19 protein-coding genes are annotated in these 23,879 nt (G+C 35.0%); 15 read left to right on the top strand and 4 right to left on the bottom strand.

The window, feature by feature from the left end:
* Positions 1-78 precede the first annotated feature (78 nt).
* From C240_RS03260 to C240_RS03240, 5 genes are all read left to right on the top strand, one after another.
* Positions 79-2,358, top strand: a complete 2,280-nt coding sequence (locus tag C240_RS03260) for a glycoside hydrolase family 65 protein (RefSeq protein WP_271490892.1) — start codon at positions 79-81, stop codon at positions 2,356-2,358.
* Complete coding sequence (gene pgmB, locus C240_RS03255; RefSeq protein ID WP_271491013.1) at positions 2,351-3,025, top strand: beta-phosphoglucomutase; 675 nt, start codon at positions 2,351-2,353, stop codon at positions 3,023-3,025. The genes C240_RS03260 and pgmB overlap by 8 nt, the downstream gene beginning before the upstream one ends.
* A 138-nt stretch (positions 3,026-3,163) precedes the next feature.
* Entirely contained in the window at positions 3,164-4,183 is a 1,020-nt protein-coding gene (locus C240_RS03250; RefSeq protein ID WP_271490887.1) for a LacI family DNA-binding transcriptional regulator, read from the top strand.
* 302 nt (positions 4,184-4,485) lie between these two features.
* A complete protein-coding gene (locus tag C240_RS03245; protein WP_271490886.1) occupies positions 4,486-5,295 on the top strand; it encodes a chromosome partitioning protein ParB in 810 nt (269 codons plus the stop codon).
* Between the two features lie 4 nt (positions 5,296-5,299).
* Positions 5,300-6,109, top strand: coding sequence for a ParB N-terminal domain-containing protein (locus C240_RS03240; RefSeq protein ID WP_271490885.1), 810 nt, complete (start codon positions 5,300-5,302; stop codon positions 6,107-6,109).
* Positions 6,110-6,263: 154 nt separating this feature from the next.
* Here C240_RS03240 and C240_RS03235 read toward each other — a convergent pair whose 3' ends face one another.
* Positions 6,264-6,902 (bottom strand): lytic polysaccharide monooxygenase, encoded by a 639-nt coding sequence (locus C240_RS03235; RefSeq protein WP_271490884.1) that lies wholly within the window; start codon positions 6,900-6,902, stop codon positions 6,264-6,266.
* Between the two features lie 554 nt (positions 6,903-7,456).
* Here C240_RS03235 and C240_RS03230 point away from each other — a divergent pair.
* Complete coding sequence (locus tag C240_RS03230; RefSeq protein ID WP_271490882.1) at positions 7,457-9,922, top strand: heavy metal translocating P-type ATPase; 2,466 nt, start codon at positions 7,457-7,459, stop codon at positions 9,920-9,922.
* A gap of 150 nt (positions 9,923-10,072) precedes the next feature.
* On the opposite strand, the gene C240_RS03225 is transcribed toward C240_RS03230, so the two are convergent.
* The gene (locus tag C240_RS03225) at positions 10,073-10,489 is read right to left on the bottom strand and encodes a hypothetical protein (RefSeq protein WP_271490878.1); all 417 of its coding nucleotides are present in this window, start codon (positions 10,487-10,489) and stop codon (positions 10,073-10,075) included.
* 162 nt (positions 10,490-10,651) lie between these two features.
* Between C240_RS03225 and C240_RS03220 the strand changes: the two genes are divergently transcribed.
* Positions 10,652-11,560, top strand: a complete 909-nt coding sequence (locus C240_RS03220) for an AEC family transporter (RefSeq protein WP_271490876.1) — start codon at positions 10,652-10,654, stop codon at positions 11,558-11,560.
* A gap of 47 nt (positions 11,561-11,607) precedes the next feature.
* Here the strand turns inward: C240_RS03220 and C240_RS03215 are convergent, their stop codons facing one another.
* On the bottom strand, positions 11,608-13,131 hold the full coding sequence (locus C240_RS03215; protein WP_271490874.1) for a UDP-N-acetylmuramoyl-L-alanyl-D-glutamate--L-lysine ligase: 1,524 nt from the start codon (positions 13,129-13,131) through the stop codon (positions 11,608-11,610).
* A gap of 456 nt (positions 13,132-13,587) precedes the next feature.
* Here C240_RS03215 and C240_RS03210 point away from each other — a divergent pair, with 456 nt between their 5' ends.
* The 5 genes from C240_RS03210 (at position 13,588) to C240_RS03190 (ending at position 18,613) form a co-directional block, all read left to right on the top strand.
* The gene (locus C240_RS03210) at positions 13,588-15,237 is read left to right on the top strand and encodes a putative polysaccharide biosynthesis protein (protein ID WP_271490871.1); all 1,650 of its coding nucleotides are present in this window, start codon (positions 13,588-13,590) and stop codon (positions 15,235-15,237) included.
* A gap of 145 nt (positions 15,238-15,382) precedes the next feature.
* Positions 15,383-16,105: a pseudouridine synthase gene (locus C240_RS03205; protein WP_271490868.1), complete on the top strand. Its 723-nt coding sequence runs from the start codon at positions 15,383-15,385 to the stop codon at positions 16,103-16,105.
* Between the two features lie 152 nt (positions 16,106-16,257).
* Positions 16,258-17,145 (top strand): ABC transporter ATP-binding protein, encoded by an 888-nt coding sequence (locus C240_RS03200; protein WP_271490865.1) that lies wholly within the window; start codon positions 16,258-16,260, stop codon positions 17,143-17,145.
* On the top strand, positions 17,142-17,963 hold the full coding sequence (locus tag C240_RS03195) for an ABC transporter permease subunit (protein WP_271490862.1): 822 nt from the start codon (positions 17,142-17,144) through the stop codon (positions 17,961-17,963). The genes C240_RS03200 and C240_RS03195 overlap by 4 nt, the downstream gene beginning before the upstream one ends.
* Positions 17,963-18,613 carry a TetR/AcrR family transcriptional regulator gene (locus C240_RS03190; RefSeq protein WP_271490860.1) on the top strand — a complete coding sequence of 217 codons (651 nt, stop codon included), beginning with the start codon at positions 17,963-17,965 and terminating at the stop codon, positions 18,611-18,613. Before C240_RS03195 ends, C240_RS03190 begins: the two co-directional genes overlap by 1 nt.
* Here C240_RS03190 and C240_RS03185 read toward each other — a convergent pair.
* Positions 18,610-19,467 (bottom strand): NAD(P)H-hydrate dehydratase, encoded by an 858-nt coding sequence (locus tag C240_RS03185; RefSeq protein WP_271490857.1) that lies wholly within the window; start codon positions 19,465-19,467, stop codon positions 18,610-18,612. The genes C240_RS03190 and C240_RS03185 overlap by 4 nt on opposite strands.
* Positions 19,468-19,626: 159 nt before the next feature.
* Here C240_RS03185 and pepV point away from each other — a divergent pair, with 159 nt between their 5' ends.
* The 3 genes from pepV to C240_RS03170 all read left to right on the top strand — a co-directional run bounded on the left by pepV (position 19,627) and on the right by C240_RS03170 (position 23,681).
* On the top strand, positions 19,627-21,042 hold the full coding sequence (gene pepV, locus C240_RS03180) for a dipeptidase PepV (RefSeq protein WP_271490855.1): 1,416 nt from the start codon (positions 19,627-19,629) through the stop codon (positions 21,040-21,042).
* A 166-nt stretch (positions 21,043-21,208) separates the two neighbouring features.
* On the top strand, positions 21,209-22,171 hold the full coding sequence (locus tag C240_RS03175) for an ABC transporter ATP-binding protein (RefSeq protein ID WP_271490853.1): 963 nt from the start codon (positions 21,209-21,211) through the stop codon (positions 22,169-22,171).
* Positions 22,164-23,681 (top strand): ABC transporter permease/substrate-binding protein, encoded by a 1,518-nt coding sequence (locus C240_RS03170; RefSeq protein ID WP_271490851.1) that lies wholly within the window; start codon positions 22,164-22,166, stop codon positions 23,679-23,681. The genes C240_RS03175 and C240_RS03170 overlap by 8 nt, the downstream gene beginning before the upstream one ends.
* Positions 23,682-23,879 lie beyond the last annotated feature (198 nt).

The following is a 23,879-nucleotide window of genomic DNA, read 5'->3' as shown; positions in this document are numbered from 1 at the left end:
ACAATAAATGTTTGACAACGCAATCGGTTGCGTTTAATATGATAGTATGAAATGAGACAGTCAATAGGAGGAAAGCAAATGAATCACTTATTTGAGATAGACCCATGGAAAATTGCAACACATCAATTAGAACGCAGCGAACGTCGCCTGCAAGAATCACTAACATCTATTGGTAATGGTTATATGGGAATGCGAGGTAATTTTGAAGAACAATACACAGGAGATCATCATCAAGGAACCTATTTAGCCGGTGTTTGGTATCCAGATAAGACCAGAGTTGGGTGGTGGAAAAATGGCTATCCGGATTATTTTGGTAAAGTAATTAATGCACTGAATTTTATTGCAATGGATATTTTTGTAAATGGAGAAGCACTTGATTTAGGTGTTCAAGAACCAAAAGATTTTTATTTAGAATTAGATATGAAAAATGGATTATTAACACGTACGTTTATTTTTGAAAATACTGATACCAGTATTGAGTTCCGTTTTGAACGTTTTTTAAGTATTGTTCAACAAGAATTAGCTGTCATTCGAGTGACAGCAACAGTTTTAAAAGGGACAGCAGACATTCAGATTGTATCAAAAATTGATGGCGATGTTCGTAATGAAGATAGCAATTACGACGAAATGTTTTGGGAAGCACAACAATCTGGATTTGAAGAAACGGTCGGATTTTTAACTACTCGGACGATTCCAAATGCTTTCGGAATTGAACAATTCAGTGTCACTGCTGCAATGAAACATTTAACCGAAATTAACACTGGAATTGCGGAAACAGAAGCGCTTAAAGTGCAGCAAACTTTCCAAACAGAACTAGCAGCAAATGAAACAATTTCACTAGAAAAACAAGTGATTGTTTTGACGAGCCGCGATGTTCCAGAAGCAGAACAGCAAGAAAAAGCTTGCCGCATACTTGAAGGAAGCTCGAAGAATTTTGAAGAACTTCTAAAAGAACAAACAGCAGCTTGGGGAAAACGTTGGGCATTGGCAGATGTTGTAATCGAAGGTGACGATGCAGCGCAACAAGGTATTCGTTTTAACTTATTCCAGCTGTTTACGACTTATTATGGCGAAGATGAGCGTTTAAATATTGGACCGAAAGGATTCACTGGTGAAAAGTATGGCGGTGCTACTTATTGGGATACAGAAGCTTATGCGGTGCCGCTTTACTTGGCGTTAGCGAAACCCGAAGTCACAAAAAATCTGTTGAAATATCGCTTTAATCAATTAGAACAAGCTAAACATAATGCTCGTCAACAAGGTTTAGCTGGAGCACTTTACCCAATGGTGACTTTTACTGGGGTGGAATGCCATAATGAATGGGAAATTACATTTGAGGAGATCCATCGAAATGGTGCAATTGCCTACGCGATTTATAACTACGTAAATTACACTGGCGACAATGATTATTTGAAAAACGAAGGTTTGCAAGTGTTAACGGAAATTAGCCGCTTTTGGGCAGATCGTGTACATTACTCAAAACGAGCTCAAAAATACATGATTCATGGAGTAACAGGGCCTAATGAATATGAAAATAACATCAACAACAACTGGTATACCAACACAATTGCAACGTGGGTTTTACAATATACTTTAGAAAACTATCAAAAATATCAAGAGCAAACACAAGTAACGATTACACCTGAAGAACAAGCTCATTGGCAAGATATTATCGAAAATATGTATTATCCTTTTGATGAAGAGCTAGGTGTTTTTGTTCAACATGATACCTTTTTAGATAAAGATTTAATGCCAAGATCGGCACTTTCTCCAAATGATTTACCTTTAAATCAACATTGGTCTTGGGATCGGATTTTACGATCTTGTTTTATTAAGCAGGCAGATGTTTTACAAGGAATTTATTTCTTCGGAGAACGTTTTTCAACAGCAGAAAAGGAGCGTAATTTCCGTTTTTATGAACCAATGACGGTACATGAATCTTCTTTATCACCAAGTGTCCATGCAATTTTGGCTGCTGAATTAGGAATGGAAGAAAAAGCTGTAGAAATGTATCAGCGCACAGCTCGACTTGATTTAGATAATTACAATAATGATACAGGAGATGGTCTGCATATTACCTCGATGACAGGTAGCTGGTTGGCGATTGTACAAGGATTTGCTCAAATGAAAACAGCGAATGAAACATTAAGTTTTGCACCGTTTTTACCAAGTACTTGGACGAATTATGCATTCCATGTAAATTATCGTGACCGTTTGATTTATGTAACAGTGGATCAAAATAATGTGCGTATTGAACTGATTTCAGGAACGGAATTACCACTTACATTATATGGAAATAAAATGCTCTTATCAGATGAATTAACAGTAGCGATGGAAAAGGTGAATGAACATGTTTAAAGGAGTATTATTTGATCTGGATGGTGTTTTAACGGATACAGCGGAATATCATTACCAAGCATGGCAGCGTTTAGGCAAAGAAATCGGGATTAGCATTGATCGTACGTTTAATGAAGAACTAAAAGGTGTGAGTCGGGAAGATTCACTAAAATTATTGTTAGCTCATGGTGGACGCTCACAAGATTTTACACCAGAACAATTTGCTGAATTAGCGCAACGGAAGAATGAATACTATGTAGACATGATTCAGGAAGTTAGTGAAGCAGATGTTTATCCGGGGATTTTGGAATTACTGCAACAGTTACAGAAACAGGAAATAAAAATCTCTCTAGCATCAGCTAGTAAAAATGGGCCATTTCTATTAAAAAAAATGAAATTAATGGATTATTTTGACGGTATTGCAGATCCAGCGAAAGTAGCTAAAGGAAAACCCGATCCAGAAATTTTTGAATTAGCTGCTAAGGAGGTTGGGTTATCAGCAGTAGAATGTATTGGTATTGAAGATGCAAAAGCAGGGATTCAAGCAATCTTAGCAAGTGGAGCTGTACCAATTGGTGTTGGGCGTGAAGCAGATTTAGGTTCGGGAATTCCACTAGTCGCATCGACCAAAGAACTGACTTTTTCATTTTTAACATCAATTTGGGAAATAAAAAGAACCGAAAAATAAGTGCATCCAGCCAAAAAAGCCTTAGATTCGAAAATCACGATAGCAACTAAGGTTCAATCTATGGTATTATTTTCTACGACAGTATTGATTTGAATGTAAATAATAAACTAATGACTAACTATGAAAGGAGTGGAACCGATGACGATTACAGTAAAAGATGTGGCTAAAAAGGCCGGTGTTGCGACATCTACAGTTTCCAGAGTGATTAACGATCACCCCAGCATTTCAGATGCTACAAAGAAAAAAGTATATAAAGTAATGGAAGAAATGGGGTATGTTCCGAATATTGCTGCTCGAAATTTAGGGAAGCGTTCATCAGGAGCTGTGGGTGTTATCTTGCCGCCATTGGATTCTCGTGAGCGGATGGGTAATCCGTTTTACTTGGAAATTATTGAATCAATTAATGATGAAGCGCGCAAACATGGCATGACTACAGCTATCGCTACTGCTCAGTCTTTCGAGACCTTACTGGAAAATGTTCAGCTGATGCATCGGCAAAAGCAAGTTGATGGTTTTATCTTGCTGTATTCGGATAAAGATGATCCGGTTATTAACTATTTGTTCGAAAATCAGGTTCCATTTTCTTTGATTGGTCAGCCATATACAAATGAAGATCAAGTTATTTATGTCGATAATGACAACCAGTTGTTAGGAAAACACGCGACAGATTATCTCATTGAAAATGGGCACAAAACTATTTTGTTTATTACCAATACAACTCATGAGAACGTTTATTATGAACGCTATTTTGGGTACCAAAAAGCAATGATGCTGGCTGGCTTAACTGTCTTACCTTCTGTAGATATGGAGAAACCAGAAGATTATGTGGCTTTTGAAGAGCTTTTAAAAGACACGAAAGCAACAGCTGCGGTTGTGATTGATGATATTTTTGCGATGCGAATGATTCAACTAGCACAAATGTACGGCTATCGTGTGCCGGATGATTTTTCTGTTATTAGTTTCAATAATTCGATTTATGCTACACTGGTACATCCTTATTTGACAAGTATCGATATTGATATCGCTGAACTAGGAAAAATGGGTATGCAAAAATTAATCGAATCATTGCAGCAAAAAGAAGCGACAGGCGTGCGGTTGGTGATACCTCATCAGCTAATTAAACGAGAAACTGTGCTTGATTTGAATGGAATAAACTAGCTAATTAAGTGAACTGTTTATAAAATGAACTACCTTATTCTTATAAGAATAAGGTAGTTTTTTTGTGACTAAAAAAATATTTTTCAGATTAGTTACGATTTTCTGACAAATATTACGAAATATATCGTTTGACTGTTGTTAAATTGTAACTAAATTTAGATACAATTTATATAAGATGGTTGAAAGGAGGAATAGTGGTTAAGTATCATCAGTAGCAACGTATATTTATGTGTGAAATAAGAGCGTAAATACAAGTTGGATGTAAAAAATGGAGATTATTTTAAGGTAGGAGGAAGAAAAAAATGGGTAGAAATATCGGTAAAGTTTATGAAACAGAAGACTATGACAAATTTAAGTATTTAAAAGGAAATAGGAAAGTGAAAAGAAATCCTAGTTTGGAAAGATCAATTTTAGTGCATGGGATGTTAATACCTATTTCAGTTAATGAAAATATGGAGATACTGGATGGACAAAGTCGTTATGAAATCGCAAAAAAATTTGGAAAGAAAATATTATATAGGGTAAGTCAAGGTTTTGGAATGAAAGAGGTTATTGATTTAAATAATACCAAAAAAGCATGGAAACTTGATGATTATATAAATAAATATGTTAGTGATGGAAATTTAGAATATGAAAAACTCCAGAAATTGTCTAAGAAGTACTCAAGCATTCCAATATCTTCGTTAATGACGGCAGCCCAAGGTCTGCTAAATTTATCATTGAAGTCTAGCAAAAATGTTCGTGAAGGAAGATTTAAATTTTATAATTATCCTCATTTTTGTTTATTTCTTGAAGATTACTCAGAATTTATAAAATGTACAGACTTAAAAAGTAGTCTTTACACTTTTTTGGGCTACTTTAATCTTTACACAGTAAAAAAATTTGATAGAGATCGTATGATAAAAGGAATGAGAGGAAAAGAAGAATTAGTAAACGGAATTATGAGTTTAGATGTGGTGACAGAAGTTTTTTTAGAGGCACATAATTATCGCTTACGAGAAGAAGCAATTACAGGAAAAGCAATCAAATTTAACTTATCTAAAAATGAAAAACCGATTATATCAGAAGAACGCGATTTTTTGCTACTCCAGATGAGTCGAAAGGCGGATTAGAGATATGGATAAAGTGATAAGCGATATATATACAACAAACGAATATAATCAATTTAGATTAATTGAAGGCAATAGACAAATTCGTGTGAATAGAAAATTGGAAAACTCGATTTTAGAAAAAGGTATATTAACACCCATAGCTGTTAATAGTACACTCGAAATTCTTGATGGGCAACATAGATTCTATATTGCTAAAAAATATGGAATAAACTTACCATATTATGTAACTATATCCCAAAATATGGCTGATATTATTGAGCTTAATAATACTGTGTATAATTGGAGTGTCCAAGACTTTATCAATAAATATGTGGAAGATGGAAAGGAAGCTTATACAGAATTAAACGAATTAATACATCGATTTAAGTATATTCCTTTAGGAGATATGGTTTCAGCTGCACTAGGAAATTTAAATAAAAGTACAAAAGATATTGATATAGTTAAAGAAGGGAATTTCAACTTTCTTGATGTAGAAGAGTTTAAACTGGTTGTATTCAAGTTTAATGATTTTATCTATAAGACGGAGCTAAAATCTGTTTCTGGTTTATTTATTGCTTTTTTTAATATGTATACGATAAAGAAGTTTAATCTGGAATTGTTTATAGAGAAAATAAATGAACAAGATATAAAGACAAAAATAATAGGTATTAGAAATGGAGAACAGCTCCTTAAAAGGTTTGTTAGAGCATATAATTATAATTTAAAAGAAGGTTCTAATAGTTATATTGAATACAAAATGAAAAAAAATCGTACAGTTGCTATAACAGATGAAAGAATAAAAAATCTAATTAACCCAGTACAAGTTAGAATGTGAAATTTGTCAGGATGAATACCATTAGAGTAGTAAAAAATGAGATGGGAAATAATAGATGCGCATTGGAGGGTTTTAGCTAAATAAAAGAAATTCGTATATAGATATTCGGCAAGGTACAAAAAAGCCAGAGGCGCACACCTCTGGCTTAAACTATTTATTTTACATCCACATCGATCGCTTGGAAGAATGAATTAGTTGTATCATTAATATCCCAAACTGAGTAAACCACATGATAACCGCTACGATCAGAAGGTATCGTTACTTTCTGTAATTCATCTACTTTAGGCGTGAAACCTTCACCACTTGGAAGATTTTCTCCGATTGGTTGACCAATAACTGTAATAAGATCCATGTTTTTTAAAGTCAATGGTTCATTTTGGTTCCAACCTTGTTTCGTCATGTAATATCTATATCTATTTGTTTTATGAACAGCAGTGTGATGCCAATTAAAGTTATTAACACCAGTATTGATTGACGTTTTAGCCCATCTATTTGAAGTTTGCACATTTAATGGTGAGTATCCTTCTAAACCAGCAGATGCTAATTTACCGTTTAATTCTCCTGAATCTAATTTAGAAGTGCTTGTTTCAATCCCTTGTGGTGTAGAGATAATTGCAGGATGAGATGAAATTTCTCCTGGTCCCCAGCCAAAACCATTTGCTTTTGCATTAACAACTCTGCTGGCTGGCTGATTAACATAACCATGAGCAGAAACTTCTTTGCTTCCTCCAAACATCGCGATTCCTGAAACACCTAAAACTAATAAACATAACGATAAAGTTTTCTTTTTCAAAATGTAATCTCCTTTAAATTTTTGTTAAATAATTATTTACAAGATGATAATATCAATGCTGTAAATGTTTATCAATCATTATGTACGTTATTTAATTAATGGGTGTTCCTTCAAATTAAATAACATGGAATAAAAGTTGGAAGGGATTTTGAAAATTATATATATTCACTTTATGTAAATTAATCTTTAAAATAAGTATATCCTACGATACAAGGAGTTTTTTTAATAATGCTATTAGTTCTTGTTAATTACAAAAAGAGTGAATAGTAAATTTTTTAGTGAGTAATTACATACAAAATAATTATATTATAAATATAAAATAATGAAATATAGTAGAAAATAAGATAGGGTTTTAGATAAATAATAATGTTTTTTCAGATTTTTAGAATAAATCAGCGTTAATTATTATCAATTCAAAGCGCAATAAACTCTTCAGATATTTAGGTTGACAAACCTGCTGATCTATTTTAATATAAAGAAGAAATGAAACGACTATAAATGTAGTCGTTAAAGATTAGTCATAAAACCAAAGTCTATCAAAGGAGATGTAAAAAATGGAAGCAAAGACGTTTGATATTGAGGGGATGACCTGTGCCTCTTGTGCACAAACTGTTGAAAAAGCGGCAGGCAAGTTATCAGGAGTTTCAAAAGCAACTGTCAATTTAGCGACAGAAAAATTAAGTGTTGAATATGATGGAAGCCAATTATCTGAAAAAGAGATCCAAAAAGCGGTAGCAGATGCCGGGTATGAAGCCTTAAGTAATAATCAACAAAGAACATTTGATATTGAAGGCATGACTTGTGCTTCATGTGCGCAAACAATTGAAAAAGCGACAAACAAACTAAATGGGATCGCAAAAGCAACTGTTAATTTAGCCACTGAAAAAATGATAGTTGATTTTGATCCAACTATGGTCAATGTATCCGATATTACTAAAACTGTAGCAGATGCTGGCTATGAAGCAATTGAACAAATTGATACGACTGATTCAGTTGATAAAGATCGGGAGAAAAAACAAAAACATATTAAAGAAATGTGGCAGCGCTTTTGGATTTCGGCTGTATTTACAGTTCCGTTGCTTTATATTGCTATGGGGCATATGATCGGAATGCCTTTGCCAATGTTTCTAGATCCAATGATGCATCCGGACACTTTTGCGATGGCACAATTGATTTTAACTATTCCTGTCGTTTATTTAGGCAGAAGTTTCTTTATTGTTGGGTTCAAAGCATTGTTCAAAGGACATCCCAATATGGATTCATTAGTTGCTTTGGGAACTAGTGCGGCTGTTTTGTATAGTTTGTACGGAACTGGGATGATTTTCGCTGGCAATCATGATTTTACGATGGCTCTTTATTATGAATCAGCAGCTGTGATTTTAACATTGATTACGCTAGGGAAATATTTTGAAGCAATCTCTAAAGGGAAAACCTCTGAAGCAATTAAAAAATTAATGGGCTTGGCTCCTAAAAATGCACGTATTTTGCGTAATGATGAAGAAATTGAAGTGCCTGTGGATAGTGTTCAACTAAATGATATTATTGTTGTTCGTCCAGGTGAAAAAATTCCTGTTGATGGACTAGTTACGGAAGGTTCAACTTCAGTCGATGAATCGATGTTAACAGGTGAAAGTATTCCTGTAGAGAAAAAAGCGGGAGATAATGTGATTGGTGCTAGTATTAATAAAAACGGCAGCTTTCGTTTTAAAGCCACAAAAGTCGGTAAAGATACTGCCTTATCTCAAATCATCAAACTAGTGGAAGATGCTCAAGGTTCTAAAGCACCAATTGCTAAAATGGCAGATAAAATTTCTGGTGTGTTTGTACCAATCGTGATTGTTTTAGCTATTTTAGCAGGTTTAGCTTGGTATTTCTTAGGTCAGGAATCATGGATTTTTGCACTGACAATCACAATTTCTGTACTTGTTATTGCATGTCCATGTGCGCTAGGCTTAGCAACGCCAACGGCTATCATGGTAGGAACAGGAAAAGGAGCAGAAAACGGTGTATTAATCAAAAGTGGAGATGCGCTTGAAACAACGCATAAAATTCAAACGATTGTCTTTGATAAAACAGGAACAATTACAGAAGGTAAACCTAAGGTAACAGATATTGTGACAGCCGAGTTTATCACAAAAGAAGAGCTACTTCGATTAGCTGCCTCAGCCGAAAAAGGCTCTGAGCATCCGCTTGGAGAAGCGATTGTCAATGGTGCTGAAGAAAAACAATTAACACTTGCATCAACAGACGCCTTCGAAGCAATTCCCGGTCATGGGATTGAAGTCACAATTGAAGGCAGTAGATTATTATTAGGAAATAAAAAATTAATGGACGACCAAAAAATCACATTGGAAAATTTAAGTACTGTTTCAGATCAATTAGCTGAACAAGGAAAAACACCGATGTATATTGCAAAAGACGGTAAAATTGCTGGAATTATTGCTGTAGCAGATACAATCAAACCCAATAGTATTTCGGCAATTAAAAAGTTACATCAAATGGGCATTGAAGTAGCAATGATTACTGGTGACAATAAACGAACAGCTCAAGCAATTGCAAAACAAGTTGGGATTGACCGCGTGTTAAGCGAAGTACTGCCCGAAGATAAAGCGAATGAAGTGATGAAACTACAAAAAGAAGGTAAAAAAGTAGCGATGGTTGGCGATGGAATCAATGATGCTCCAGCATTAGCTCAAGCAGATATTGGAATTGCGATTGGATCAGGAACAGATGTGGCAATGGAATCTGCAGATATTGTACTAATGCGCAGTGACTTGATGGATGTCCCGACTGCTGTAGAGTTAAGTAAAGCTACGATCAAAAATATTAAAGAAAATCTGTTCTGGGCGTTTGCTTATAACACATTGGGAATTCCAGTGGCGATGGGATTGTTACACGTATTTGGCGGACCTTTGTTAAATCCAATGATTGCCGGAGCAGCGATGAGTTTTAGTTCAGTTTCAGTGTTGCTGAATGCATTGCGTTTGAAAGGCTTCAAACCTTCTGGATTGAAGAAATAGTATAGAATGAAAAATATGAAAACCACTATCTTGCTTTGTTGAGGAAGATAGTGGTTTTTTGATTTAAGAAAAATTTACGATTAAAAACAGCTGTTTTTTGTAATACTCAATGAGTTTCTGTATTAATCAGCAAAATAAATATACTATTGTTCAATTTTGATGCGCAGAAAATGGCGGCAATAAATGTTCTTTTCGAATCAATAATAATCCCCCTAAAAATTGTACAAAACCTAGTAAAAAGAAAATAACATGCAAAGGAACAATCGATAGTAGCATAATACATTGAGCAATGATCCATAGACATAATATTAACCCAATTACACAATCAAAATAAGCAAATGATGGTTTTGTTTTGATGCTTGTATAGCTAACAAACAAGTTTCCAAAACCAATTATACAAAGTAAAAACAATCCGGGAATCAAAAAAGTTGTAAACGGTGAGTTTTTTAACATTGTTTCGCTAATGCCGACACTTGCTCTTGCGCTGCTAGATAATGCTAGAAATCCACCTACAACGCCGCCAAGACCAATAATTAAGTTTAGTCCTATGAGTATTTTCTGAATCATATCGTGTTCCTCCTAGAATTTTTCTTTAGTATAGCAGTTATGACTTCAATCAACTAGAATTAACTCAGGGAAACAATGTTTTATAGTAAAGCCAGCTGAATTAGGATCTTTTTGCTATAATTTGTAAGAGTGTTGGAAAACGAAATGTGAGGGGCAAATTGGATGAAAGAGATTTTAGTACAAGCGGGTGCTTTTTGTTTTATGATCTTTTTAGGTTTTTTGATGAAACGAATTGGCTTATTAAGTAAAGCAGATGGCGGAACACTATCGATTATTATCGTAAATATTACCTTACCGGCAACGGTAATTGTCAGTTTAGCGAATGTGGCTGTCTCAGGAACGCTTTTTTTCTTATTGATAATGGGTATTATTATGAATATCTTAGTCATTTTGATTGGCAGTCGAGTAAGTAAAAAACGTTCTATTTTAGAACAGCAGTTTCAAATGTATTCGATGTCAGGTTACAATATTGGAAATTTTAGTTTACCATTTATTCAAGGCTTCTATCCATTAGCAGTTCCGTTTCTTTTAATGTTTGATATTGGAAATAGTGTGATGTTGACTGGTGGAAGCACATTGTTGATTGATAAAATGATTGGCAGTAAAAAGGAAACGTCAGCAAAACGAATTGTTTTATCACTATTAAGATCGGTGCCGTTTACAGCTTACTTGGTTATGTTGCTGCTGAGAATCGGAGATATTAACTTACCGCTGGAATTATTGGCTATTTTGGAACTAATTGCTAAAGCGAATGGGTTTTTATCCATGTTTATGATTGGGTTATATTTTGAAGTACGTTTACCAAAGCGAGCATTGCATTTAGTCAAAGAAGTCTTGTTTTGGCGTTATCTATGCGGTGGAATTTTAGCGTTGTTATTTGCGTTTGTAATTCCGTTGAATCCAATGCTGAGAATTGTTTTAGTTGTATTAAGTGTAGCACCGATGCCGACTTTTTCTGTAATTAATAGTGTAAAGGCAGGTATGCCGGAAGAAACAGTTGGTTTTACTTCTTCAGCAAGTATTTTAATTAGTTTAGTGTTGATGACTCTGGTAATGATGTTGATGGGATAAAAAAATGGCGAAGCAGAAAGAAAATTTTCTGGTTCACCATTGTTGAATTAGATAGTTTCATGAATTAAACGTTCAGCGATATGGAAGTCACCTTCGTAAGGAGTGTCTTCACCATTAACTTTTTGGTATAAGTCAGCGCCTTTTCCAGCTAAAATAACAGCGTCTACAGGTTTACTCATAGCTAATGCTTTGGCGATTGCTTCACTGCGGTCAACGATTATTTCTGTTGGAATATTAGAAGTGATATGAGCTGCAATTTCGTCACAAATAGCTATAGGATCTTCATTAGCCGGATCATCCGTTGTTAAAATAGCTACGTCAGCAAGCTCGGAAAGAACAGTACCGAAATCTTTACGTCTTGAAATGGCTTTATTCCCTGTACTGCCAATAACCACAAGTAAACGACCATCAGAATGTTCTTCTTTGACAAAAGCTAGAAGATTCTTTAAACTATCATAATTGTGTGCATAATCGACATAGACTTTGGCACCATTTGTATTCGTTAAAAGCTCCATTCTTCCGGGAACAGTTGTTTCTTTGATACCAAGCTGACAATCTTCTCGTGTTGCGCCGACTAGAGCACTGGCAATAGCAGCACTTAAGGCATTTCCTTTGTTGAAATCGCCAGCCAAACGTAGGTGATAGTCACCAGAAATAGCGAGAGAGTCAGTTTTTGCTTGAATTGAGAATGCTAAAGAGTCATCTTCGCTAGTCTTAAAGAAATAATCTGCATCCGCTTGTGGATGATCGCTATAAACAATATAAGGTGTTTCAAAAAGTTCTGCAGTGTCTTTTAACATCTGGAAATAGTCAGAATCATGATTTAGAATCATTGTTTTAGAATGTTTAATCAATTGTCGTTTACAGTAAAAATAATCATCAAAAGTTGGATGTTCGATTGGACTAATATGGTCTGGAGTGATGTTCAAAAAAATTCCGACATCGAAAAATAATCCATATACGCGATTAGTCTTATACGCTTGAGATGAAACTTCCATAACGAAATGAGTCATCTTGTTTTCCACAGCAGCAGCCATCATACGGTAAAGATCAAGTGATTCTGGTGTTGTTAAATGAGATTTAAAATAAGTTTGTCCATCTAAAGTTGAATTCATAGTAGACAGCATTGCAGTTTTTTTATTAGTTGTCTGATCTAGAATATATTTTGTAAAATAAGCAGCGGTTGTTTTCCCTTTTGTACCAGTAAAAGCAACCAGCTTTAACTTTTCTTGAGGGTAGTCGTAAAATGCCATACTTAAAACGGCCATTGCTTTTTTGATATCTGTCACAATAATCCCTACAGTGGCTGAAACATCATAAGGCGTCTCGGCTACGTATACTTCAAGACCTAATTTGACAGCATCTTCCAAGTAGTCCGATTTAAAATTCATTCCTTTACAGAAAAAAAGTGTAGTAGAATTTACTATTCGTGAATCATAAGAAAGAGCGTTAAATGTTTTGTCGGCCAGCGGACTAGGTAAATTTAATGACCAGTCATCAGCTAAAATAAATTCTTTTAAAAGCTTTTCTTCAAGTAAACATTCACGGATTTTGTTTAAAGAAATATTCATCATTACGCCTCCAAGCGGTATCTAATAAACTAAAGTCAAGTCTCTGACGAAAAAACTATTTAGGCATTTATCATACAATTTAAACAGAAAAACATCAAGGCAGTTGTTGGTGCACAAAAAGATTGTAGAGAAATCTTAATCAGGGGTGATTTTTTTTTGGATTTTTGAATATTTAAAATAACAAATAATTATAAACATTATATCTGAGTTATGTAAGAAAAATCTGATTTTAGCAAAAAATATAGGAGATTTCCCACTTATCTCAAGTAAAAAACAAAAAATTAAAATATAGAAATTAGTTGCTTGATAAAACTTTTAAAAAACAAAATCGTTATTTCTGTACATAATCTAAGCGAAAAGAATAAATAAGTTAATTTATTCAAGAAAGTCGTTGCATATCCTTGATTTAACAATTAAAATAAAGAAAGCATGTTTGAAGAAAGTTGGAGGAGTTAAATGATAAATCAACCAAATCCTGCTGACCAACCGATCTTGACCAATCAAGAAAAGATGGTTAAAGGCTCGGCATGGATGACAGCTAGTAATATAATTTCTCGTTTGCTGGGAGCCGTGTACATTATTCCATGGTATGCATGGATGGGGGAACACGCCAATGAAGCAAACAGTTTATCTTCAATGGGTTATACTGTATATGCGCTATTCTTATTAATTTCAACAGCAGGTATTCCTGCTGCTATTGCAAAACAAACATCGTATTACAACTCATTAAATGAATACAAAATTAGTAGACAGCTTTTCTACAAAGCACTTCAATTAATGGCGGTTTTAGGTGTAGTTTTTGCCGTCGTCATGTATCTTGCTTCACCGTTGCTGGCAAAATGGTCAGGTGGGGGAGAAGATCTAATTCCGACGATGCGTTCATTAAGTTTAGCGGTTCTGATTTTCCCATGTATGAGTGTAGTTCGTGGTTATTTCCAAGGAAATCAAGACATGATGCCGTACGCTTTATCACAAATTGTTGAACAAGTTGCTCGTGTGTTCTATATGTTGTTAACAGCGTTTATTATCATGAAAGTCTATAATGGTGACTATGTTGATGCGGTTACACAATCAACACTAGCTGCTTTTATTGGGATGCTGGCTAGTTTTGTCGTGCTGTTTTTCTATATTCGTAAGCAAAAACCAATGTTCGATTATCTTGAAGCACACAGTGCAAATCAACATGAAGCATCAACGAAAGATTTATTGACTGAAACAATCAAAGAAGCGATTCCGTTTATCATTGTGGGATCAGGTGTGACTGTTTTTAAATTGGTCGATCAATTTACATTTTCTAATTTTATGAATACCTTTACTACTTATTCGGGTAGTCAACTACGCACACTATTTGCTATTTTTAATGCAAATCCAGATAAGTTAACCATGGTAGTAATCGCCTTAGCTACATCGATTTCGGCGACAGGCTTACCATTGATTACCGAAGCTATTACTTTAAAAAATTATCGTGATTTATCCAAATTAATCAGCAATAATCTACAGTTGTTTATGTTTGTAATGTTGCCAGCAACATTTGGTATGATTGTTTTAGCAGAGCCGCTATATACAATGTTTTATGCGCCTGATGCTTTAGGTGTTTCTGTTTTAATTCAAGCTTGTTTCGCAGGTTTGTTTATGGGACTGTACATGCTTTCTTCAACGATGTTGATGGGGATGTATGAAAATAAAGCAGCGATTAAATATTTTGGCTTGGGCTTGGCTTTGAAATTAATTGTTCAATATCCAGCTATACGTCTTTTTGAAGTTTATGGACCATTAATTGCTACAATGATCGGTTTTTCATTATCTTGCTTCTTGATTATGAGAAAAATTAAGAAAGTTAGCCGATTTAACTTTGGTTTGACTTTACGCCGTGGGTTACTGATTTTCTTGATTACTATGGTAATGATGATTGCGACTATTTTGATGAGAGAGTTTTTATACTTTTTCCTAGATCCAACACGTAAGTTCCAATCATTTGTGATTATTTTAATTGTTGCAGCTTTTGGTGGCGCAGTTTATGGTTATATCACATTAAAATTACGATTAGCAGACAAGTTATTAGGTAAAGGTGTTGTCAAATTACGTCGTAAGTTAAAAATTAAATAAATATTTTTATAGGTTGTGACAAAAGTCGCTTAGACTTGAGCAATTGGACGAAAACCCGCACATTGCGTTTTATGCATTGTGTGGGTTTTAGAAAATTGTCACAGCCTTACTTTTTTCATAGCAATAATGCAAGGAGGAATGATTGATGCGTTTAGATAAATTTCTGGCAGAAACAGGTGTTGGCAGCCGCAAAGAAGTAAAGCAATTGTTGAAAAAAAGTTTAGTAACGGTGAATGACATAATCGTAAAAGATGCTAAAACCCAAGTGGATGAAAACAAGGATATGATTTCCTTTGCTGGAGAACCGTTAGTTTATCAAGAATTCTATTACTACATGTTGCATAAACCTCAAGGCGTTATTTCTGCAACGGAGGATAAACGAGATCAAACAGTGATCGATTTATTGCAAGACGAAGATTTTAGAGAAGATTTATTTCCTGTTGGTCGGTTAGATAAAGATACGGAAGGGCTATTATTATTAACGAACGACGGACAATTAGCTCATCAGTTATTGTCACCAAAAAAACATGTAGATAAAGAATATTTCGCAAAAATTCAAGGATTGGTTGGATCAAATGACAAAGAGAAATTTGCTGAAGGATTTGCACTGACGAATGGTGAATTAGTGAAACCTAGCGAATTATTGATTGATAAGATAGATGAAGCAGAAGGCATTTCAGAAATTCGTTTAATTATTCAAGAAGGAAAATTCCACCAAGTAAAACGGATGTTTGAAGCGGTAGACAAGAAAGTTATTTACTTAAAACGGCTACGTATGGGATCGTTATGGTTAGATGAAGAATTACCTTTAGGCGCTTACCGAGCGATAACTAATGAAGAATTGGATTTGTTAAAAAAAATAGATTAAGCAGTGTTTCCCTTTAAGCGGACGGAACAGAACTAATAGCAGTTTTGTTCGGTCTTTTTATTTTTACTAATTTATAAGTGCTTTTTTTGACTAAAGATTCTAAGGGATGTATACTTCAATTGACTAACTAGTCAATGAGGAGGAGTATTGATATGAAAGCCATTGAGATCAAAGGGCTAACCAAGCTGTATAAAAAGAAACCTGCGATTGACCATGTTGATTTAACTGTAGAAAAAGGGGAAATTTATGGTTTTATTGGTCCGAACGGTGCAGGGAAATCGACAACGATAAAAGCGATGCTGAATTTTATTTATCCGGATCAAGGGAGTTCGACTTTACTTGGTTTAGATAGTATTAAAGATGTGAAAGAAATTCGTAAACGGACGGGCTATGTCTCTAGTGATGTTCGTTTTTATCCGAATATGACAACACTTGATGTACTGAAATACGTAGCTGAGTTTCATCAGATAAAAAACAGTAAACAACAAATTGATTATTTTATCGAATTATTTGATATTGATGCACAGAAAAAAATGTCTGAGTTATCTCTTGGGAATAAAAAGAAAATCGCTATAATTGCTGGAATTTTACCGAATCCTGAACTATTGATTTTAGATGAACCGACTAATGGTTTAGACCCACTTGTGCAACATCGACTATTTGAAGAGTTACGAAAATACAATAAAAATGGAATGACAATTTTTTTATCGAGTCATGATTTAAATGAAATCCAACAACATGCGCAGCGAGCAGCATTCATAAGAGAAGGTAAGATCATAACAATTGAGGATATTTCAAAAGAAAAATCTTTAGGAAAAGTGATTACCTTGATTGGTGATCATATTCCGCTGTCACTATTTGAAAAGATCGGTGCAGCTATTTTAAAACATCAAGGTAATGAGACACGTTTGTTTTATGAAGGGGATATCCATGAGATTTTACCTTTGTTAACAGATAAATCTATTCAAGACTTTACGATTACTAATCCTGAATTAGAAGATCAGTTTATGGCATTGTATGAAGGAGGAGACGGCAAATGATTGCAGCTAAAATTGAAAGTAAGTCGTTAATTAAAGGATTAATTATTTGGATGGTTTTGTTTGCGGTCATCATTTTTGGTTTTAGTGCGGTCTATCCTCAGATGCATAGCTCAGCGATGAAGGATTTGCTGGATGCTAAAATGTCTGGGTTATCACCATCGTTATTAAAGACATTTAATATTAGTGTAGCGGGGCAAACAAGCTTTTTAGTAGCTACGGGATTTTTTGCATATTTCTTTCAGTATATGTTTTTAGCAGCTTCCATCTATGCGATGATGCTGGGCAGTCAGGCTTTGATTAAAGAAGAGACAGATGGTACGATTGAGTTTTTATATGCACAGCCTGTGACTCGAAAAGGTTTAGTGACGAGTAAGCTTGGAGCAAACTTGGTTATCTTGGCTATTTTTTGGCTCGTTTCATTTGGGGTTTCGCTTGGTTCAACGTTAATTTATCGTCAATCAAGTGATTCAGTTGCGACGATCACAAAAGAAATTAGCAAAATTTTTCTTCAAGATAGTTTAGTATTGCTATTTTTCCTAGCTTTTGGTTTTTTCATTTCTACCTTCTTAAAATCGAGTAAACAAAGTACCAGTGTTTCACTAGGGATTGTGTTTGGGTTTTACTTGGTTGGAGTGTTTTCTGATTTAAATAGCTCATTTAGCTGGGCAAAAAATATTTCTCCAACTCATATGGGGATTCCAAGCAACATACTTGAAAATGGTTTGTCAGTAGGAAATGTTAGTGTTTTAGTCGGTGGAATTGTGTTGTTTTTAGGTGGAACTTATCTGGTTTATCAACGGAAGGATCTGAAAATTTAGTGAAAGAGATCCATATCGATCAAGAAAAATATGAACGAATTTTACAGGCAGCTCTGGTTCAATTTGCAGCTGGCGGTTATCAAAAAGCCAGTACCGATAAAATTGCAGTTGAAGCAGAAGTTTCTAAAGGTTTGATCTTCCATTATTTTGGTAAGAAACAAGTATTATATGAAAAAACAATCAGCCATGTTATCGATTTTTTGAACGAGCAGTCTCAAGATTTATTTTTAAAAAATTATACAGATTTAGTCGAAGTTGTTGTTGTTTCCACGCAGCATAAACTAAAATTAGAACAAAAATATCCAGAGTATATCCATCTTTTAATTTCAGCTTATGCTGAAAAAGAAACGCTACCGAAAGAAATTCAAATGAAGTTATCTCTTTATCTGGAACAAAATATGGAATCAGCAAATAAACTATTTCAAAATATTGTTAAACAATTACCCATAAAAGCTGACATCACTGAACAAGATGTAGTGCAATTAGTTTCAGGAGTATTTCATCAAATCTATACAGAGAGTTTGTATTATTTGAATACTCATCCAGAAATAACTGAAATAAAACAACTGCAGTTTTTAGCTGAACGAGCTGAAATTTATATGAATATTTTACAAAACGGATTTTTAATGAAAAAAACATCGGAAAGCTAAGATGGACTTTCCGATGTTTTTTTATAAAGTTGTTCAAACTTTTTCATATAAAATGCTAGATGTTGGCTGATTTCCGTAGGTAACACCACGAAACGCTCTGCTCCTAAGTCTTCTCCGATTAAGCTATGCAGATAAACTGCTGCGCAAATAGCTGCCTCTTTTTCTGGAAATTGTGCAAGAAACCCTGTAATAATTCCAGCTAAAGTATCTCCCATACCACCGGTTGCCATTGCTGGTGTACCTAGGGAATTACGGTATGAAGTTTTCGCCGAATAAATTTCAGTTCGATGACTTTTTAAAACAATCGTCGCGCCTAACTTTTTTTGAACGGCTGTGTTAGCTATTTCATTTTGATCGGGAATATTGATACCGCTTAGTCGTTGCCATTCCATTTGGTGGGGCGTAAAAACAACTGTTTCTGGAAATTTTAATGAGTGATTTTTATCAGCAAATAAAGTGATTGCAGAACCATCGATTACTAACCATTGTTGTTGTTTTTGATGAGCTAATACTGTCGATAAAAGGTTGTTTGCGGCATCGTCTAAACCAAGACCAGGTCCGATTAAAATAACATTTGCCGTTTCAAGGAGATCTAAAAGCTGCTCTTGTTTATCCCAATCTAAAACCATTGCCTCAGGAAGTCGCACATGAAGAGCCACTTGGTTTTTTTCTGGTGTAACAACGGATACCAAACCAGCACCAGATTTAACGACAGCTTCAGCACTCATAATAATTGCACCGCCATATGTTTCATTTCCGCCAATCAACACAGCTCGTCCAAAGCTTCCTTTATGAGATTGTTGAGGTCGCGGATGGATAACAGCACGTAAATTTTCTTCTGTCAGTTTATTCATTAATTTATCTCCCTCAATGTTTTACTTTAGTATAAATCGATTTCTTTAGAACGGCAAAAAAGAATCAATATCTAAAAGAAAAAAGTTGTTCCTGCCTTTTTCTTTTAGCTTAGTTAGTGGTATGATGAAAAGGTAGAATAATGAATTGGAGTGACTAAAATGACAATTGATTGGCAAAAAGAAGTAGAAGCACGTAAAGATGCACTACTAGAAGATTTACAAAGCTTATTACGTATCAACAGTGAACGTGATGATTCGAAAGTAACAGCAGATGCTCCTTTTGGACCTGGTCCAGTTGCTGGATTAAAACATATGTTGGCATATGGCGAACGTGATGGCTTTACTGTAAAAAACGTAGATAATTATGCTGGACATATTGAATACGGTGAAGGCGATGAAACACTCGGTATTTTTGGTCATATGGATGTGGTACCTGCTGGTGATGGTTGGGACACAGATCCTTATGAACCAGTGATTAAAGATGGAAAAATCTTTGCTCGTGGTTCAAGTGATGATAAAGGACCAAGTATGGCAGCTTACTATGGTTTAAAAATCATTAAAGACTTAGGTTTGCCATTATCTAAAAAAGTTCGTTTTGTCGTTGGTAGTGACGAAGAAAGCGGCTGGGGCGATATGGATTATTACTTCCAACATGAAGAAGCTCCTGACTTTGGTTTTTCTCCAGACGCAGAGTTTCCAATCATCAACGGTGAAAAAGGAAATGTGACAATCCGCTTAACTTTTAAAGGTGGAAATGGTACGGACTATCAATTAGTTAGCTTTAAATCTGGTTTACGTGAAAATATGGTTCCTGGAACTGCAACGGCAATCGTAACAGCTGCTTCAGCAGACGATGCAGCATCTCTAACAGCATCATTTGAAACATTTATTAAAGAAGAACAAAAAATTTCAGGACATGCAGAGCTTTCAGACAAAACAGTTACATTCCATGTTGTTGGTAAAGGTGCACACGGTGCCAGCCCTCAATCAGGAATTAATGCAGCTACATTTTTAGCGACTTTCTTAAATAATTACAGCTTTGCTGAAGGCGCATATAGTTTCATCAATACATTAGCAGAATTCGTTCACGAAGATTTCTACGGTGAAAAATTAGGAACTGCATTTGAAGATGAAAAAATGGGCAAATTAACAATGAATGCTGGTATTGTCGACTTTGATCCTGCTAATCCAGAAAACAGCTTAGTGACCTTAAACTTCCGTTATCCAAAAGGAACATCAGCAGAAGAATTACAAGCAAAAGTGCAAAAAACAGTTGGTGAAAACGCAACTGCCGCACAAGGTGACCGTAACCAAGCACCACATTATGTACCAATTGATGATCCGTTGGTTGAAACATTACTGCAAGTGTACGAAGATCATACAGGTCAAAAAGGACATGAACAAATTATCGGCGGTGGAACTTACGGACGTTTATTAAAACGTGGTGTAGCTTATGGTGCAATGTTCCCAGGTTATACAGATACAATGCACCAAGCGAATGAATTTATGGCGTTAGATGATCTATTCCGTGCAACGGCTATTTATGCAGATGCGATTTATCGTTTGGCAAAATAAAATAACTATTTTTACTAAAACCTGACAGACAGTTGTCAGGTTTTTTTGTGTACAATGAAATCAAGTCGTTAGAAACAAATGACATTATCAAGTATACTTATAGACGTATTTAAAATTTGACCATGAATATACAAGATATGAATATAAATAAAACGAGGTGACTAAAATGATTAATTTCCAAAAAGTTTCTAAAAAATATAATGACCAATTAGTTTTGGAAGACTTCGATATAGCCATTGAAGAAGGCGAATTTTTTGTATTGGTGGGCCCGAGCGGTAGCGGGAAAACAACAACTTTAAAAATGATTAATCGCTTAATTGAGCCGACAGATGGAGATATTTATTTCAATAACAAACGTTTGATCGATTACAATTTAAAAGAATTACGCTTAACGATTGGTTACGTTCTTCAACAAATTGCGCTGTTTCCCAATTTAACAGTAGCTGAAAATATTGAGTTGATTCCAGAAATGAAGCGCTGGGATAAAGCTAAACGGCGTGAACGCACGGAAGAATTACTGCGAAAAGTTAGCTTGCCTCCAGCAGAATATTTACAGAGAAAACCAGCTGAATTATCTGGTGGAGAACAGCAGCGAATCGGTATTTTACGAGCGATTGCAGCCAAACCCGATATTATTTTAATGGACGAACCATTTAGTGCATTAGATCCAATTTCTCGTGGACAGTTACAACTGCTGATTAAGGATTTGCATAAAGAATTAGCAAGTACAGTTGTATTTGTAACACATGATATGAATGAAGCCTTACTTTTAGGTGACCGGATTTGTGTAATGAAAGATGGAAAAATTGTTCAAACAGACACACCCGAAAAAATACGCAGCAATCCAGCCAATGAATTTGTGGCCCAATTTTTCCAGCAAGAACAGCCGGCATTATCAAGTTATACAGTAAAAGATCTGGTTGAATTAGGTTTTGTAATAGAGAATCAAATGACTAGTGAAGCTACTGTAACCTTAGAAACATCAGTTACAGAAGTAATTCGCTTGCTTGTTTCAGGTTCAAGTATCACGATAGTTGATGATGAGAAATACCTTGGACAAATCACCGAACGTTCAATTTTACAGTTTTTAGAGACCAAGATGGAAAAAGGTGGTCAGTCAGATGAATAAATTGATAGAAACATTAGTTGCACGAAAAGAAGACTTTATTCAAGCGATTGTGGAACATATCCAATTATCCTTACTTTCATTGTTGATTGCGATTCTTTTAGCTATTCCATTAGCGATTTTATTAACGAATTATAAAAAAGTAGCGGAAGTGGTTCTACAAATTACTGGGATTTTTCAAACGATTCCGTCTCTTGCACTACTAGGTTTGCTAATCCCGATTATTGGTATTGGTAGTCCGCCAGCAATTGTGGCGCTAGTGATTTATGCACTATTTCCTATTCTGCAGAACACATATACTGGTTTAACAGAAATCGATCCATCCTTAGAAGAAGCAGCAGAAGCTTTTGGTATGAGCAAGGGTGAGAAGTTAGTGAAGTTTGAGCTACAGTTAGCTTTACCATATATTATTTCAGGAATTCGGACAGCGACAGTCATGATTATCGGTACAGCAACACTGGCTGCCTTGATTGGCGCAGGCGGTTTAGGAACATTTATTTTACTAGGAATTGACCGAAATAATGTCTATCTGATCTTGATTGGGGCGATTTCTTCAGCTATTTTAGCAGTTTTATTTAACTATGGAATTCATTTGTTAGAAAAAGCGACAGTGAAGAGGATTGTAACTGCATTTTTAGTTTTACTTGCTCTATTAGCTGGATCATTTGTCTATACACATCAAGAAGCAGAGCAAAAAGAAATCACTGTTGCGGGTAAATTAGGTGCTGAACCAGATATTTTGATTAATATGTATAAAGAGCTGATTGAAAGCAACAGCGATATTCATGTCAATTTGAAGTCGAACTTTGGGAAAACCAGCTTTTTATTTAACGCACTAAAATCAGGAGAAATTGATATCTATCCAGAATTTACTGGAACAGTTCTTGAAACATTTATCAAAGACAATAAAAACACATCAAATGATCCGAGAGAGGTCTATGAAGCTGCTAGGGATCAAATCAAAGCGCAAGAAAACATGGACTATTTAGAACCGATGCTGTATCAAAATACCTATGCCGTTGCAGTAAAACGATCATTTGCTGAAGAGAATAATTTAAAAACAATTGAAGATCTAAAAAAAGTTGAAAATCAATTGAAAGCTGGCTTTACCCTAGAATTTATTGATCGTGAAGATGGCTATAAAGGCTTACAAAAACTTTATAACTTAAACCTAGATGTGAAGTCAATGGAACCATCGCTTCGCTATCAAGCGATTAATAATGGCGATGTCAATGTAGTGGATGCTTATTCAACTGATAGTGAGCTAAAGCAATATGATTTAGTCGTTTTAGAAGATTCTAAGCAACTATTTCCACCTTATCAAGGAGCACCACTGCTAAAAGCAGAAACACTTGAAAAATATCCTGAATTAAAAGAGTTGCTTGAACCATTGGTTGGTAAAATCACTGAAGAAGAAATGAGTGACATGAACTACCAAGTAAATGTTGAGCAAAAAGATCCAGTAACGGTGGCTCATGACTATTTAGTTGAACATAAAATGTTAGGAAAATAATGTAGAAAAAAGCGAGACCAAAACAAAAATGTGTAGCTCCGAGAACCGAGTAGGTACTGTGCAACATCAACTCGGTTCTTATTGTGTTCTACAGCAATTTCGGCTTATTTCCGAAGCCTTTGATTCTTAGGGGGGAAAGGAGGTAACGCACATTTTTCGCTTGGTACAGTTCAGCATCGATTAACGATTTTATTCGTG

The organism is Enterococcus sp. 5H, from assembly GCF_028128615.1.
GTDB lineage: Bacteria > Bacillota > Bacilli > Lactobacillales > Enterococcaceae > Enterococcus_L.
Note: the sequence above shows the minus strand (reverse complement) of the source record. Positions and strands in the feature narration are given on the sequence as shown.